The 14,847-nt window shown below is 67.0% G+C and carries 14 protein-coding genes and 2 pseudogenes; 11 read left to right on the top strand and 5 right to left on the bottom strand.

From position 1 onward, the window contains the following. The first annotated feature begins 84 nt into the window (after window positions 1-84). The 5 genes from ACLIVD_RS43400 to ACLIVD_RS43380 all read left to right on the top strand — a co-directional run bounded on the left by ACLIVD_RS43400 (window position 85) and on the right by ACLIVD_RS43380 (window position 3,628). On the top strand, window positions 85-843 hold the full coding sequence (locus ACLIVD_RS43400) for a 2-phosphosulfolactate phosphatase (RefSeq protein WP_206004799.1): 759 nt from the start codon (window positions 85-87) through the stop codon (window positions 841-843). Between the two features lie 108 nt (window positions 844-951). Then, window positions 952-1,296, top strand: coding sequence for a nucleoside triphosphate pyrophosphohydrolase family protein (locus tag ACLIVD_RS43395; RefSeq protein WP_206004798.1), 345 nt, complete (start codon window positions 952-954; stop codon window positions 1,294-1,296). Between the two features lie 140 nt (window positions 1,297-1,436). Continuing rightward, on the top strand, window positions 1,437-2,270 hold the full coding sequence (locus ACLIVD_RS43390; protein ID WP_206004797.1) for a DUF3626 domain-containing protein: 834 nt from the start codon (window positions 1,437-1,439) through the stop codon (window positions 2,268-2,270). A gap of 132 nt (window positions 2,271-2,402) precedes the next feature. After that, a complete protein-coding gene (locus ACLIVD_RS43385) occupies window positions 2,403-2,594 on the top strand; it encodes a hypothetical protein (RefSeq protein WP_206004796.1) in 192 nt (63 codons plus the stop codon). A gap of 554 nt (window positions 2,595-3,148) precedes the next feature. Next, the gene (locus tag ACLIVD_RS43380) at window positions 3,149-3,628 is read left to right on the top strand and encodes a hypothetical protein (RefSeq protein WP_206004795.1); all 480 of its coding nucleotides are present in this window, start codon (window positions 3,149-3,151) and stop codon (window positions 3,626-3,628) included. A 114-nt stretch (window positions 3,629-3,742) separates the two neighbouring features. Here ACLIVD_RS43380 and ACLIVD_RS43375 read toward each other — a convergent pair whose 3' ends face one another. Beyond that, the gene (locus ACLIVD_RS43375) at window positions 3,743-4,690 is read right to left on the bottom strand and encodes a phospholipase D family protein (protein WP_206004794.1); all 948 of its coding nucleotides are present in this window, start codon (window positions 4,688-4,690) and stop codon (window positions 3,743-3,745) included. Window positions 4,691-4,948: 258 nt separating this feature from the next. Here ACLIVD_RS43375 and ACLIVD_RS43370 point away from each other — a divergent pair, with 258 nt between their 5' ends. The 4 genes from ACLIVD_RS43370 (at window position 4,949) to ACLIVD_RS43355 (ending at window position 7,996) form a co-directional block, all read left to right on the top strand. Next, the gene (locus ACLIVD_RS43370; RefSeq protein WP_206004793.1) at window positions 4,949-5,119 is read left to right on the top strand and encodes a hypothetical protein; all 171 of its coding nucleotides are present in this window, start codon (window positions 4,949-4,951) and stop codon (window positions 5,117-5,119) included. 226 nt (window positions 5,120-5,345) lie between these two features. Then, the gene (locus tag ACLIVD_RS43365; RefSeq protein WP_241032096.1) at window positions 5,346-6,368 is read left to right on the top strand and encodes a DUF6884 domain-containing protein; all 1,023 of its coding nucleotides are present in this window, start codon (window positions 5,346-5,348) and stop codon (window positions 6,366-6,368) included. Continuing rightward, a complete protein-coding gene (locus ACLIVD_RS43360; protein WP_206004792.1) occupies window positions 6,365-7,267 on the top strand; it encodes a hypothetical protein in 903 nt (300 codons plus the stop codon). Before ACLIVD_RS43365 ends, ACLIVD_RS43360 begins: the two co-directional genes overlap by 4 nt. 147 nt (window positions 7,268-7,414) lie before the next feature. Next, window positions 7,415-7,996 carry a hypothetical protein gene (locus ACLIVD_RS43355; protein WP_206004791.1) on the top strand — a complete coding sequence of 194 codons (582 nt, stop codon included), beginning with the start codon at window positions 7,415-7,417 and terminating at the stop codon, window positions 7,994-7,996. Between the two features lie 103 nt (window positions 7,997-8,099). Here the strand turns inward: ACLIVD_RS43355 and ACLIVD_RS43350 are convergent, their stop codons facing one another. Further along, entirely contained in the window at window positions 8,100-8,588 is a 489-nt protein-coding gene (locus ACLIVD_RS43350; RefSeq protein ID WP_206004790.1) for an N-formylglutamate amidohydrolase, read from the bottom strand. 636 nt (window positions 8,589-9,224) lie between these two features. Between ACLIVD_RS43350 and ACLIVD_RS43345 the strand changes: the two are divergent. Together ACLIVD_RS43345 and ACLIVD_RS43340 are read left to right on the top strand one after the other, a co-directional pair. Continuing rightward, window positions 9,225-10,694: pseudogene (locus tag ACLIVD_RS43345) on the top strand (RecQ family ATP-dependent DNA helicase); the annotation flags it as partial. Between the two features lie 706 nt (window positions 10,695-11,400). Beyond that, complete coding sequence (locus tag ACLIVD_RS43340; protein WP_491933865.1) at window positions 11,401-11,775, top strand: hypothetical protein; 375 nt, start codon at window positions 11,401-11,403, stop codon at window positions 11,773-11,775. A gap of 413 nt (window positions 11,776-12,188) precedes the next feature. On the opposite strand, the pseudogene ACLIVD_RS43335 reads toward ACLIVD_RS43340, so the two are convergent. From ACLIVD_RS43335 to ACLIVD_RS43325, 3 genes and pseudogenes are all read right to left on the bottom strand, one after another. Continuing rightward, window positions 12,189-12,312 (bottom strand): annotated as a pseudogene (locus ACLIVD_RS43335) (phosphatidylserine/phosphatidylglycerophosphate/cardiolipin synthase family protein); the annotation flags it as partial. 266 nt (window positions 12,313-12,578) lie between these two features. Beyond that, on the bottom strand, window positions 12,579-13,802 hold the full coding sequence (locus tag ACLIVD_RS43330; protein ID WP_206004787.1) for an acetyl-CoA C-acetyltransferase: 1,224 nt from the start codon (window positions 13,800-13,802) through the stop codon (window positions 12,579-12,581). Continuing rightward, window positions 13,795-14,634, bottom strand: a complete 840-nt coding sequence (locus ACLIVD_RS43325; RefSeq protein ID WP_206004786.1) for an MBL fold metallo-hydrolase — start codon at window positions 14,632-14,634, stop codon at window positions 13,795-13,797. The genes ACLIVD_RS43330 and ACLIVD_RS43325 overlap by 8 nt, the downstream gene beginning before the upstream one ends. Window positions 14,635-14,847 lie beyond the last annotated feature (213 nt).

Below are 14,847 nucleotides of genomic sequence, written 5' to 3'. Positions count from 1 at the left end.
GGTGAGCGAGGTTCGCTCTCAGGGAGGCGGCCACACCCTCCATGAGTGCGTCGAGCGGTGTCCAGATATGCCAGAGTGTGTGGAGTGAATCGTGACCATCGGCAACAGGACTATTCACTGCGCTTCGAGTGGGGACTGACCGGAGCCACCGCAGTGGCACCGGACGCACACGTCGCGGTCATCGTCGATGTTCTGTCGTTCACCACCACCCTGTCAGTCGCGATCGATGCTGGTATCGAGGTCCTTCCCTACCGATGGCGGGACACTTCTGCGGTGCGGTATGCCGCCGACCACGATGCCGTGCTTGCCGTGGGCCGGAGTTCGGCAACGCCAGGGTCGATCAGTCTGTCGCCCAGCACCATTCGTTCGGCACAGGGGGTGGATCGCCTCGTCCTTCCGTCTCCGAACGGCTCATCGATCGCGTACGAGCTGGAGTCCTCCGCGGGAACCTGCCTCGGAGCGTCGCTACGCAACGCCCGCGCGGTCGCCGAATGGATCGCCGACAACTACACGCAGGAAACGGTGGTGGCGGTGATCGCAGCCGGGGAAAAGTGGCCGGACGGCACCTTGCGGCCGGCAGTGGAAGACCAGTGGGGCGCCGGCGCTGTGATCGCTGAGCTGATCTCCCGGGGCTGGACGGCATCGCCTGAAGCCGAAGTTACCGCGGTGGCGTGGGAGGCGGTGTCCGGTCGAATAGCGTCGGCGCTGCACGGGTGTGGATCCGGTCGCGAACTCGTCACGGCTGGATATGCCGAGGATGTGGCGATCGCAACCGAAGTTGACCAGAGCCGTTCGGTACCCGTCCTCAGAGACCACCGATTCGTCGATTCAAAGAACACCTGACACCGCGTCGCGATCGGTGACCGGACGGGACACTCTCCTCACCATTCGTTTCGATCAGAGGTGATTGGAAGACGTGACCTTATCGAGCAGGCCTGGTCTGATCAACGGATGGACCTGGGACAGCTTTCGGACGAGGTAGAAGAGATCTCGAAACACTACGCCGAACGCTTCGGGATCGAACGTGATGCAGCATGGTTTCTGCTGAAGCTACAGGAAGAGGTTGGCGAGCTGACCCAAAGTTTCCTGATGGTGACGGGACAGGCTAGAACGAAGGAGCGCTCACCGGACCAGTTGGCGGCAGCACTCCGGAACGAAGTGGCCGATGTTCTCTGTCAAACGTTGCTGCTAGCGCGTTTTCATGACATCGACCTCGCCGCAGCGGTCAATGAGAAGTGGCTGGTCTGGAAGAGCGGAGACGCGAACGCTCAAGGTGTCCATATCGACTCCCGGTAGTCGATCCACGAGGAGGGCCTTCCGAGCACTGAACGTTCGTCGAGGGATGACCGGAACCGATCTTCAGTGCGCTGAGACGCGACCGTGTCGGTGCAAGTTCTGGTACGCGCGAGATACAGGTTCAATCAGATAATGGATGCGTGCCTATCGATACCCCTCCGGGGCACATAGCCATCGCACACGTTCGCGGCTTCGCCGAGGGCGTTCCGCTTGACCGGGCACTCCGTGTGACCGTGCACTTTCACCCAGATCTCCCCTTCAACGGTGCTTCGACGCTCGAGGCGATCGCGGACCGAGGCGCATACCTGTCACAGTTCGAGACCCGGACAGGCAACGGTGGTCTGACTGCCCACCCCGGCGGCGCCAGGTGGAAGTGGGAGAGCCGCATGTTCGTTGGCGCCTACGACGAGCTCGAGCCGGCGGAGCGCCCGAAGTATGGATCGCTGAACTACCGCGCCGACCCATACGGAGGATCTCCTCGTTTCGGTTCCTCCTACTTCCTGCTGGCCGAGCACACCCTCGACCGCACCACTTTCTGCTTCCCTGACAGCGTCTTCGAACCTGACTTGTTCGGCACCGCCGAGGCGATGAACTTGGTCGATACCGCTGCGGCGGTGGAATTCGACGATCCGCTCGACGACTACATCGAGGCGCACGTTCACGGAACCATCGACATTGCGTCAGATGTCGAGGCCCTCGTTCTCGACCCCAGCTACCGCGACACGCACTTCGGCGAGATCGCCCGATCGCTCGCGTGCCCAGTGTTGTGGCACGACGGATACACAGTTGGCATCGAGGAGATTGCACACCATCCTGACTACCGGGGGCCGCACGTCGTCGACCTGGCCCGAGGCATCGCCGACGACGGCCTGCTTACCCCGGCCATCCTCGGTCGCGCACGGAGTGCATCCTTCGATCCGCAGGACCTGAAGAAGGTGTGGCACTGCATCGCCCGATATGGCGCCCGAGCGTAGGTTTCAGCGTTCCGCTCGACGATCGGCTATCGGCACAGTGTGGCGCCGATGCGGCAGTGGGAGCACGATCGAATCGAACCTGACAAATATCGGCGGCTTGCACAGCGAAGCCGGACAGGTTAGTCATGTCTTATGACCGAGAATCCGGGGACCCACGCGGGTTTGGAGATCGGCGACAAGGTCAAGGTTCATTCTGAGGGCACCTCGGTGTTCACGACCCATGAGCATTGCGGCGACGACGCTCTGGTCGAGTCGGTTCTCAGCGCCCCAGGGACTTACCCATTCCACACCAAGCTCGACCGCCTGGTCCCGGTCGAGTCCTGACACCCGCACGATGCTCCTGACCTGCACAGACGACACGTCCCCTTTGGACGTGACCCTCACTGCTTCATGGCGGTGACCGCATCGCAGAGACTCGGGTGTGTTCTCGGTGATCTCGCGCATGACCACGACGCCGGAGGGGCCGACTCCCGTGCTGCGGTTCGGATGTGACGGCCGGGGGCCTGGCCTGCGTGGGTCACCACTGCTGGAGGGGGTGTGCCATGCTGGGGGCACAGTGTCGAAGTCGGGGGACAATATGACTGTTCATACGTTGGTGCGGTCCACGGGCAGGCGTGGGTGGACGGTGCGGTGCGATCTGTGTGAGCACACCTTCACCGCGGCCGGCGCCAGCCGAGCTCAGGCGGTGGCCTTCGCCGAGACGAACGGGTGGATCGTCGGCGAGCGTACGTGGTGCCCGATGTGCGCGGTCACCCACACCTGCAGCCGCACAGGCTGACTCACTGATCCACGGGCGCTGACCCGGTGCTGCGGGGCGGTTGCCGGGCTGTGAGGATGTACCGGAAGAACTGTTGGTCTGCATAGAGGGGACGGGTGTGATGGGGGAGCTGGCGACGGCGAACAAGGTGCACGTGATGGTGTCGTACTGGTGGAGCCGCGGGGACGGACTCGCCAACCATCAGCTCGGCCAGATCCTCACCCGCACATCCGGTGTGGACGAGTTCGACATCACCGATCCGCAGTCGATCGACCGAGCGTTGCGGATCGCGGTCACCGATCCCGCGGTGCTGGCCGAGCTGGACGGGTGGTGGCAGATGGCCGAAACCCGGAGGGCCGGCAACAACACCCGGAATCCGGGTCTGGGTCTGGACGCGTCGATTCGGTACCTCACCGACCGGCTCGACGCCGACACCGTCACCCCGGAAGCGGTCGGCGAGTGCCGGCGGCAGGTCACCGCGGTCGACCAGACGATCATCGGCGCGAAGGACCTGCCCGAACTCACCCACCCGGATGCCGAGATGCTCGATCTCCTGGCCCGCTACCTGGAGGCACGGTCCCGCGTCCTGGCCCTGGCGTGAACTCACCCGACTGAGCGGCAGTGGTGTGGGCAGGCTCGGACGGCGATGTCGGCGCACTGATCAGGTGGGGACGTGTCGTTCACACAGGTCACGGCGCCTATTGTTCGCGGTGGTTCAGAGGTTCCAGAGCCCGAGCAGGGCGGTCCGCAGGGTGGGGGAGGCGATGCGGTGATCGACCCGGAGCCGGGGATTGGGGTGTCCGAGGTCGGCGAGCATGCGTTCCGCATCCGCTACCGGGATGGGCGCAAGGTCGGCTCGGCTGCGCAGCAGATGCCCGGCGGCGCCGGGGGCGTGGAGGATCGCGATCGCCTCGGAATCCACCACGGCTGGGGGATGAACCCAACTATTGTCCGCGGTCACGAACAGCAGAACATCACCCCGCTCGAGGCGAGTATCGGATCTGTGATGGCGGAACCATTCGAGCTGGTACTTCGCCGCCGGCCCGGCCGCGCCGCGCTGCCGGCGCGCCTGAGTCGCCCACAACTCCTGCTCGGTCGGGCCCGGATCGTACTCGACGGTGTGGTGCACAAACATCCGCGGGATCTTCGCGGGCAGGAACCCGGGGTCGCCGCGCCCGCGGCTGGTGACCCCGGGCAGGGGTACCGCCCGCCCGATCTGCCATTGCGCGGTGGCGTTGTCGAGGAATACCTGGTCGATCTCGGTGGTCTCCTCGATCCCGTCGATGAACGCCCGGACGGAGGCAACGATGTCGGGGTCGTCGGTGATGACCACGGCCTCGTCGGCGAGGGTGGAACTGTGGGAGGCGTTCGCGGAGCCGATGACTGCCCGCCGGTCGGTGGCGATGACGTTGGCGTGCAGGTTCGGTGACGACAGCACCCGGACTCCGGCGTCCAGGTAGTGGGCGAGCGCGACCGGGGAGGTGGCGTGCGCGCGGACGGCGGCGCGGGAGGCGTTGACGATCAGGACGTCGCCGGCGCGTAAAGGGAGCAGGGTGGGGGCGTCCTGGCCGAGGTGGGCGATCGCGGCATGGCGGGGTCCGCGCGTGCGGATGGCGCGGGTGATGTGCGGCCACGGGCTCGGCCCGTGGAAGGCGGTCCCCATAGGAAAACGGTAGCGGGTCGCCGCGCCGGGTTTGTCCGATCCGCGCATCGCGGGCGCACGTGTCATTCGCCGCGGCGGGCTGGTGCGTCACCGGTGCCACGCCTGCGCGCGGCGGTCCGCGTGGCTCTCTTTCTGTTCGTCAGTGCACGGCATGAACATATGCCTTTGTGACGCAGCGAGACCCGTGTTGAATCGCAACTTGCACATAGCAATGTCACATTGTAAGGTGATGGAATGCTGATTCGAGGGGAGATGCACATGTCCACCACTGCAGTCATCGAGGAGTCCGCCGAGCTGGCGGCTGCACGCGCTCGTTACTGCGCGGCGATCGGAGGCGGCTCGCACGAGGAATTCGTGGCCGCCAAGGTCGCGCTCGTCGAGTTGGGGACCGGGCGCACGCTGTCCGGGGACGAGATCGACTACCTGTAACCGGCGAACGAGGCTCCTGCCGCCCGGTGGGGGCCTCGTTCGTGCGTCGCGGCCGGACGCACGGGTGCCGGCGACGGGTGTTCGACGCCTCACGACACGTTCGGAGGCCTTCACCGGGCCACGCCCGACATCCTGGCCCCGCCGACTGGCCCGGGCACACACCCAGCTCCCAGAATGCGCCCGGATGGATCCCGCGCGCCCGCCTGTCACCGAGAAGGGACCCGCCATGTCTGTGCTGATTCGCCCGACCTACCGCTACACCGACCCGGCCCTGACCCCGCCGACCCCCGGCGCCGCTCTGGTCCTGGAGGTGGGTCTGGTGTTCTCCCGTCCGGGCGTCGGCCCGAAGGGCGGCGGCCGGCACGGCGGCATCCCGCTCGCGGTCGGCCCCACCACCACCCTGCTGCGCCGTCACGACGGCACCCGGCTGCGTCTGCCGAACACCGATCTGCTGCTCTGGCACACCCCGTTCCTGATGGCTGGCCACCGCCACGGCGTGGTCGGCCTGCACCATCGGCCCGGCTGGGAATGGCTGGACTGGACCCTCGCCGACCACGTCACCCACGACCACCACACAGCTGCCGCGGCGCCTGCGCACGGGGTCACCCCGGTGCGGGCGGGGCAGTCGTCACCGTTGGTGATCGTTGGCTGCGGGTCACGAAAGCGGACGGGGGTCGGAGCGGTTCCGGCCGGTGCCCTGTACCTCGGTACCTTTCATCGGCTCTGTCAGCGGGCCGCCCGCCGGCTCGCCCCGGTCGAGTCCATTCGAATATTGTCCGGAAGGTTCGGGTTGCTTCCCCTCGATACCGTGGTCGCTCCGTACGAGATGCGTGTGGGGGAACCGGGTTCGGTCACCGCCGACACTGTCCACGCGCAGGCTAGCGCCCAGGGACTCCTGGATCTAGAGGACGTGATCGTCCTCGCCGGCCGCGACTACAGCCGCATCGTCACCGCGGTGTGGCCGCAGGCCCGGACCCCGCCCGCGGGATCGGCGAACAGCAGCAGCGCCTCGCGCGCATCGCCGCCATCGGCGACGCCGCCCTCGATACCGGTGGGTCGTATCCGAGGTCGGCATGACCGAAACGTGTGGGTGCCGCGCGATAGATTCCGACACGAACAGACAGCTGGGGTCAGGGAGGGAAAAGCAGAATGGCGACCGTGTTTTGTATCTCGCACCACGCCAGGGGAGCGGTGCCGGCAGGGCGAGGGATCGTCGAACCTTGCGGAAGCGACGGTGAGTAGGGCATGACAGCCGAGAAGGTAACTCCCGCACCGTCTGAGGTGCACTGGGATACCGTCGTTCTCCACCAGTCCGAGCCGCGACCCTCACCCCTGGCAGATGGTGTCGGGTCCGCCCTCGGCGTGGTCGCCGCAGTCGGGGCGGTCTCCGCGGCGGTCACCGCGGTGATGCTCGTGGCCGGAGGTGTGGGAGCGGCCTTTCTGCATCTTGTCTGGGGGACCACCGACCCGGCCCGGTCGGACGAGGTGATCGAGGATTTCCTCGCCGTCCTGCCCGAGGCCGCGACGACACTGCTGGTGACGTGGCTGCTGACCGGCGCCGCGGTCGGCGGACTGCACCTCGTGGACCGCAGCGACCGGAAACGGCAACCCGCCCGGATCCTCGGCGGACAGCTGCGGCAGGCCCCGGAGGAGTTACGGCGGCCGATGAGCGACGCCATCCTGGCGGTCGAGCGAATCAAGGGGTCTCGGGCGTTCCGGGACGGGATGTTCACCGACCTGGACCTGCGGGCGGCCATGTGGGACCTCGGAACCCAGGTCCTCGCCGCGACCGAACTGCACGAGGCGATGACCGCGGCCGCCGGCACCGGTTCGGGGACACTCACCCCCGAGGAGGGCCGGACGTACACCCGGGCACACGCCCAGATCGAGCAGGCCGCGCGGGAGCTGCGCCAGGCCGCGGACACCGTGGCCGACCTGGACACCGACCTCGCCGCCGCCGACACCGCGGCCCGCGTCGCCGACGAGCGTGCCCGCCAACTCGCCGAATCGGACGCGCACGTCGTACGCCTGGCCCACGCCCACACCGCCGCCCAGGCGAGCACTTCGACAGCCGCGACCACGGTCACCGACCTCACCGACACGATCACCACTCGCGCTCACGCCTACCGGACCCTGCCGCGGCCGTGACCGCCACAGGTCCAGCCCGGGTGCCGGGCTGATGGGTACGCTGCCGACACTGCAGCCGGGGCATGCGACATCCGGCGTTTGCACGGGGGATCGCGGGGGCGTCTCACGCGATCGACATGAGCTGAAAAGGTAAGGGGAGGAAGGCATATGAATTTTCTCGACTATCCGGAGGTCAGTGACCATCTGACGAACTGGACCGCCGCGGGGTGGTGGGGTGGATGGGCGACGCTGCTGCTGGCCGTGCTGGTGGGGGCGGTGGCCGAGTTCACCGCCCGCACCGCCTGCTGGAAGATCGGTGGCGAGGACCGGTGGTGGCTGTGGCCGCTCGCCGCCGCCGTGCTGTGGGTGGCCTCGATCTGGGTTCTCGCCGTCGCGCTGAGCGACCTGGGCCGGCACAGCACCAACTCGCAGGTGGTGGCCTCCATCTGCCTCGGTGGTGCGCTGGTCGGTGCCGCCGCGTTCTATCCGGCGATCAAGGTCGCCGATACCGTGTTCGGGGACCCCTACGACAGCAGCGGATCGCGGCTCCGGTTCCTGGTCGGTGCCCTTCCCTCGGTCGTGGTGGTCGTCACCGCGGTCGCGGTCATCGTCAGCGAGTACTCCATTCGCGGCGAGTTGTTTCAGGCGTTCCTGCGGATGACCCTCGTCCTCGCGTTCTTCGGCATCGTGGTCGGGGGTGTCGTGAAAGTCGTCTCCCGGCCGAAGAACCGCTCCAGCTACCGCTACTGACTGCCGGAGGAGGTTCCAGGTCCGTCGAGGGGGCGGTCCAGTGCGATGACCTCGTAGGCGGGGGCTGCTTGCAGAGAGTGTTCTTCGGCGTCGACGGGCAGGGTCAGGTGCCGTGGTGCTCTCTGCCGTCGATGGCCGAGAGCAGGTAGTGCGGGCAGGTGAGCACCTGCCGCGGCACCGCAATCGCCTGCCGGTCGGTGTCGAGGTACAGGCGGTAGGCGAACTGGCCGGGCCTGTGGGTGCCGGTGTCCGGGTCGACGGCGCCCAGGAAGTATCCGTGCGCGGTGCCTGCGGTGGAGAAGATCGCCCGCACCCACTCGGCGGGCTCGGCCGGCGGCAGATACCGTGGCCCGCCTGTTGCCGCGTCGACGGTGTGCACGATGACCGTGACAGCAGCCCCGGCCGCTGCGGGGAACCCCTGTCCGGCCGGCACGTCGAACGGGGTAATCGAGGTGTGGATCCGCAGTGCGATCTCCGCCGCGGTGCGCGCCGTGACCGTGACGGTGTGCGGATCCACCCACGTGTCGTCGAGGGCCAGATTTGGCAGCGCCGAGTCGGGATCGGCGCTGAGATCTCCGGTCTGCTCGGACATGGGGGCAAGGATACGGTCCACCGGCACCGGGTCGAGAGGAGAGGCTGCACCTCGCCCGGCCGGCAACTGCTGTCGAGAATGACGCGCTGACCTGCGGTGACGGCACGTCCCCTGATGTGTCGCCCCACCCGCGGCGTGCTCGAAGACGCGCTCACTCTCGCTGCCATCCGCGACAACCTCGACCCGTCGCCTACCGCGACACCCACCTGTCTGACACAACGCACACATGCGGGCGAGCGTGGAATGCGTTGCCCTTAAGGTGATACGGAGGCAATACGACAGGGGAGGGATCACCAGCGATGTCTCGGTGCGCCGCTCGTCCGATGCACCACGCGCGCACGACCTACCCCGATGAGGAGGAATCACCCCATGGTCAGTGCCCAGGCGGCACACCACGCCAGCCGGAACACGAGCAGCCCGGAAGAACTCGCCGCCCAGGCTCTGGCCCTGCACGCGCACTACTACTCCGGCAATGGGTCGCTTTCGCGGAGCCGGGCAGCGCAGGACGCCGTCGACCTGTTGCCGGATCTGGCGTCGGCGATCACTGCCCTCCTCGGACCGGCTTTGCCCGCCCCGCTTACTCCTGTCACACCGACTCCCGTCCCGCCTGTTTCTCCTGGCGGCCCGGCTCACCCAGTGGCCGATACGTCCCCGTCAGAACTTCGTGGCAAGGCGGAGGAGCTGCTGCGCGCGCTCGCCGGCCCGGACGCCCGCCTGCGCGACGACCAATGGACCGCGATCGAAGCACTGGTCGTGCACCGCAGCCGCGCGCTGGTGGTGCAGCGGACCGGGTGGGGAAAATCCGCGGTGTACTTCCTGGCCGCGCAACTGCTGCGCAGCCAGGGGAGGGGCCCGACGGTGATCGTCTCGCCGCTGCTCGCCCTGATGCGCAACCAGGTCGCCGCCGCGCAGCGCGGCGGCGTCCGTGCTGCGACCATCCACTCCGACAACGTGAAAGAGTGGAAAACCATCCACGCCGACATCGACGCCGACCGAGTCGATGTGCTGCTGATCAGCCCCGAACGTCTCATCAAACCGGGCTTCCGGGAGAAGGTCCTGCCCGTCCTGGCCGCCAACAGCGGGCTGGTAGTAGTCGACGAGGCGCACTGCGTGTCCGACTGGGGCCACGACTTCCGGCCCTCCTACCGCGGCATCAGCGCACTCCTCGCCCAGCTCGGCGGCGACGTCCCGGTCCTGGCGACCACCGCCACCGCCAACGACCGGGTGATCAGCGACATCGCCAGCCAGCTCGGCGTCGGCGCCGACACCACCGGCACCGTCGTCCTGCGCGGCGGTCTGGATCGGCCCTCGCTGCACCTGTCCGTGATTCACCTCGACGACACGGCCGCCCGGACCGCATGGCTGACTGAGCGACTCGACGAGCTGCCCGGGTCGGGCATCATCTACACCCTCACGATCGCCGCGGCCACCGAACTGGCGGCGGTGCTCACCGAGCACGGGTACCGCGTCGCCGCCTACACCGGACGCACCGACGCCGCCGACCGCGAACGTTTGGAAGCGGATCTGCTGGACAACCGGGTCAAAGCGCTCGTCGCGACCTCCGCGCTCGGGATGGGTTTCGACAAACCCGACCTCGGATTCGTCGTCCACATGGGTGCCCCCGCCTCCCCGATCTCCTACTACCAGCACATCGGCCGCGCCGGCCGCGCCCTGCCGCGGGCGGAAGCCATCCTGCTGCCCGGGAGCGACGACCGCGAGATCTGGGACTACTTCGGATCTCTCACCTTTCCCCGCGAGGAAATCGTGAGGCAAGTACTCGACGCCCTCAGTGAAGATCGGGCCCAGCGGCTCAAGACGCTGTTGACCAAGGTCGAGCTGCGACGCACCCGGCTGCTGATGGTCCTGAATGTCCTCGAAGTCGACGGTGTCGTCGCCCGGGTCCGGAACGGGTGGATTACCACCGGTGCACCCTGGTCCTACGACGCGCAACGGTACGACGGTCTCGAAGCCGCACGGGAGGCCGAGCAGCAGGCGATGATCGACTACCAGCACACCCACGGCTGCCGGATGGAGTTCCTGCGACAACAACTCGACGACCCCGACCTCGACGACGGCCTCAATCGGTGCGGTCGCTGCGACAACTGCGCCCAGGGGTGACCACTGCTGTGCCGCAGTGATGAGGCCGCGCCGCGTGGTGACCATCGACGACTGATCGCGGCGTGGTCGCTGACGGACACGTGAGACGGTCGGCTTCTCGTCCGAGCGTGCCGATGCGGGCCGTGCGAGACCGGTCTGATCCCACCTCGGATACACCCTGCCGAGCTCCCACATATCAACGGCCGGTTCCTCTGCATTGCAGACGATATCGACGTTCGGTCCGGTATGCCGGCCACGGTCGAGGTGGTGGCTGATGTACCAGGGGACGAGCTTGCCGGCCCGCCAAAGGTCGTACTCGTCGCTGCCCGGTTCGACGAAGGGGCCACTGACGGTCAAGTCGCCGGCGAACAGTGTCAGGTGCGCGCGGGCCTCCGGTGAGTCCACACTCTGTTCGCCGCTCGGCAGTTGCGGTTCGGTCTGATCGGCGGCGGTCGCGGATCTGCGACGAAAGAACGTGAACATGGGGTGTCCTGTCGGTGTGAGGGGCGGACGGAGCTGGCGCTGCACCAGCGGCGGGTCATGTGTCGTTGTCGTCGATCCTAGGGGCGGAACCGACTGTCATCGCCTCCGCCCGTCGTGCGGAATCCAGTCTCGATCCGCCGGCGGGCCTGGGCCGGTGGGCCCGGCGCACCATCGGCTGTCGACGGCTATGGTCTGGTTGCGCATCGGATGCTTCACTCTGGCGGTGGGCGGGATGCGAATCAGCGGTGAACAAGTGGAGGGTCTTGTGATAGAGGTCTATTTCAAGGACATGATCGAGGGTGTGGCTGATGCGCTCGACCGCATCAACGAATCACCGGACGGTGCGGACCCGGCGCCGACCGCGCGGCCGTCCTACGACGTTGACGGGCGGAAGGTCTCTCCGACGGAGGGCGCCCGGATCGCTGGCCAACGAATCTGGGATTCGGCCAACGGGCATAACCCGACTTCCCGCCGACCGGTTCAGGCGCGGATCGATGAGCTGGAGGATCTGCGGGAGCAACTGAACGTGGCGATCGACCATGCAGTGGCCGAACTTTCGGGTTTTGTGCACCCGGAGTTCCGGACTGGATCGAACCGGCCTAGCTGATTTCGGTAGGCTGGCCGGCGCGGGAGTACGGCACTGGTTTGGTCACCGGATTGCTGCCCCCGTGGTAGACCCGCCTTGTGGGTCCGAGCGTGGCAGGCCGTCAATTGGGGCAACTCATGCTGCCACGCTCCGTCTTTTCAGGGTGGGATCGGCTCGGGGAGGATGATCGGCGGCGCACAACAACAGATGTCGGTGCGCTGATCGCGCGGGGACGTGTCGTTACGCAGGTCACGGCACCTATTTCTCGCGGTGGTTCAGAGGTTCCAGAGCGCAACGCCGTCCGCAAGCTGGGGGAGGCGATGCGGTGGTCGACCCGGAGTCGGGGATTGGGGTGTCCGAGGTCGGCGAGGGTCTGTTCGGCGTCCTGCACCGATGGGGGAGAGGTCGGCTCGGCTGCGCAGCAGGTGACCGATGGCGTGGGAGGCGTTGACGACGAGCACGTCGCCGGCGCGCAGCGGCAGCAGGGTGGGGGGCGTCCTGGCCGAGGTGGGCGATCGCGGCATGGCGGGGTCCGCGCGTGCGGATGGCGTGGGTGATGTGCGGCCACGGACTCGGCCCGTGGAAGGCGGTCCCTAGAAAAACGGTAGCGCGGGGCGGGAGTGCTGAACCGACATTGGCTCTGACCGGGTCGCACGATGCAGTTCTGAGATCGGTTGCACCGTCCGTATCTGCGTAAGTAGTGATGAACTGCGAAGACGACACGTCCCATTGGTAATGGATGACGGGCCACTCGACGGGGGCGAGGCGTCCAAGCGGTGCGAGAGGGGAAGTCGCTCGCACCGCTTGGTTTCCGGGTTGCAGTGTCAGGACAGGCGTTCGATGATCATCGCCATTCCCTGGCCGCCACCGACACACATGGTTTCGAGGCCGAACTGCTTGTCGTGGTACTGCAGGGAGTTGATGAGGGTGGTTGCGATGCGGGCGCCGGTCATGCCGAACGGGTGTCCGATCGCGATGCTGCTGCCGTTGATGTTGAGTTTGTCCATGCTGATGCCGAGTTCACGGGCGGAGGGTATGACCTGGGCGGCGAACGCCTCGTTGATCTCGACGAGGTCGATGTCGTCGATGGACAGGTCTGCCAGCGCCAACGCTTTGCGGCACGCTTCGATTGGGCCGAGACCCATGATTTCGGGGGACAGCCCGGACACCCCGGTAGAGACGATGCGGGCGAGTGGGGTCAGGTCGAGTTCGGCGGCCTTGGTGGCGCTCATGATCACCAGAGCGGCGGCGCCGTCGTTGAGGGGGCAGGCGTTGCCGGCGGTGACGGTGCCGTCCGGCCGGAAGACGGGCTTGAGCTGCGCCACTGCCTCTAGGGTGGTGCCCGCCCGGGGGCCGTCGTCGCGGCTCACCACTGTGCCGTCGGCCAGGGTCACTGGGACGATTTCCCGGTCCCAGAAGCCGTTGGCCTGCGACTTCTCCGTCAGGTTCTGCGAGCGGACCGCGAACTCGTCCTGCTCGGCGCGGCTGATGCCCTTCAGTTGTGCGACGTTTTCGGCGGTCTGCCCCATTTGGATGTAGACGTCGGGCAGTAGTCCGTCGGCGCTCGGATCGCGCCAGGTGTCGGCGCCGGACTGGGTGCGGCGGTCGGAGCGTTCGAGTGCGGCGGCAAAGCGCTGGTTCGTGGTGCCGGGCAGGCCGTCCGAGCGCCCGGCGGCAATGGAGCGGCTGACCGATTCCACTCCGGCCGAGATGAAGACGTCGCCTTCACCGGCTTTGATCGCGTGAAACGCCATCCGGGTGGTCTGTAGGCTCGAGGAGCAGTACCGGTTGACCGTGGTGCCGGGGACCTCCGTCAGGCCCGCGAGGATGGAGACCACGCGGCCCATGTTGTACCCGGCTTCGCCCGCCGGCTGTCCGCAGCCGAGGATCAGGTCGTCGATCTGGGTGCGGTCCAGCGCGGGGATCTTGTCCAGCGCCGCCGTGACCATTTGCGCGGTGAGGTCGTCGGGACGTAGATCCTTCAAGGATCCTTTGACGGCCCGGCCGATGGGGGAGCGGGCGGTCGAGACGATGACTGCTTCAGGCATGAGTGTTCGTCCTTCTCTTGAATGCGGCTGCGGCGGAACCGATGAGCGCGCTGGGGTTTCCGTAGTCGGGGAATAGGGATTTCAGGTGGCGGACGACGTCTCGCGCGGTGTCTTTGTCGTTCACGGCGTCGGTGAACGCGTCGATGTATGCGCGGGTTCCGTCGAGGGAGGCGGCCGGGTCGTCGTCGGGGAGGTCGGGGCGTTTGTGGCCGGCGACGACGATGCGGGGCGCCAACGCAGCGACCTCATCGATACTGGCGATCCACTGCTGCCACTCGTTCGGGCCGGAGGCGGCGAGAAACGGGTTGATTCCGTTGTAGACGATGTCGCCGGCGATGACCGCCTCGATCGCGGGAATGTGGACGACGGTGTTGTGCGGGATATCGCCCTGTCCGATCGTGAGGATCCGCAGTTCGTGACCGTCGACGGACAGTACGGTGCCCTCGAGCGGCTCCGGGATATACGAATTGTCCAGTGCGAGTCCGTCGAACATCGCGGTCCAACGCGTGCGGGTGATATCGAGTTCTTGTGCGATCTTGTCTGCGACCGCGGGAACGGCCACTGCGCGTGCCTGGGGGAAGCGTGTCAGTAGCCACTCGAGTCCGAGGTAGTGGTCGGGGTGCGCGTGGGTGATGTAGATGGTGGTCAGCGAACGACCTGAGGTCTCGAGGCGACGGGCGACTTCGTGCACGTCGTCGAGGGTGTATCCGGTGTCCACCAGGATCGCCTCGGTCGGCCCGAGCACCAGGGTCGCTGTGGTGGGGGAGAACGAGCCACCTGCCGGCAGGTCCCGTTGCGGGCTGGTGTAGACATCGAGTGAGAGCGTGGGCATAGGGTCACCTTGTGGTCGAGTGGATTTCGGTGCGCAAAGGTTGCCAGTCGGGGACCAACAAGATCAGAACACAGTCAGAAGCAGCATCCTGATTGGGATCATCTGTTCCGCAATCTGGAGCAGAGCTTCCCGTGGGTGGAACCCCGCCGCCCCGTGGTGAGGGTGGCGGGGTTCCCATCGACGGTCCCGAGTCGGGTCAGTCAGACCGTCGAA

Source organism: Rhodococcus sp. G6(2025) (assembly GCF_058628105.1).
This window is presented reverse-complemented; position numbering and strand designations above follow the sequence as displayed.